The sequence below is a fragment of the Paraclostridium sp. MRS3W1 genome, assembly GCF_032465715.1.
Lineage (GTDB): Bacteria > Bacillota > Clostridia > Peptostreptococcales > Peptostreptococcaceae > Paraclostridium > Paraclostridium dentum.
In genome coordinates, this window is the sequence record NZ_JAWDJM010000182.1 from 1 (window position 1) to 349 (window position 349).

Here is a 349-nt window from a genome sequence, read left to right on the forward strand (position 1 = left end):
ATTTGGCGGAGAGGGTGGGATTCGAACCCACGGCCCCTTTCGGAGTCACTGGTTTTCAAGACCAGCTCCTTAAACCACTCGGACACCTCTCCATTGGTGATCCATCCGCGACTCGAACGCGGGACACCCTGATTAAAAGTCAGGTGCTCTACCGACTGAGCTAATGGATCATTTTATTTACTTGGCAGGGGATGCAGGACTCGAACCTACGCATGTAGCAGTCAAAGTGCTATGCCTTACCGACTTGGCGAATCCCCTATGAATGTGGTGAGCGCACAGGGATTCGAACCCCGGACACACGCCTTAGAAGGGCGTTGCTCTATCCAGCTGAGCTATGCACCCACATTAT

4 tRNA genes are annotated in these 349 nt (G+C 53.0%); all 4 read right to left on the reverse strand.

The features are described from left to right. Positions 1-3: 3 nt before the first annotated feature. A tRNA-Ser gene (locus RWY47_RS15585) sits at positions 4-92 on the reverse strand. Positions 93-94: 2 nt separating this feature from the next. Continuing rightward, positions 95-170 (reverse strand) — tRNA-Lys (locus RWY47_RS15590). 12 nt (positions 171-182) lie between these two features. Next, positions 183-258: transfer RNA gene (locus tag RWY47_RS15595), tRNA-Gln, on the reverse strand. Between the two features lie 7 nt (positions 259-265). Beyond that, positions 266-342, reverse strand: a tRNA-Arg gene (locus tag RWY47_RS15600). Between the last annotated feature and the right edge of the window lie 7 nt (positions 343-349).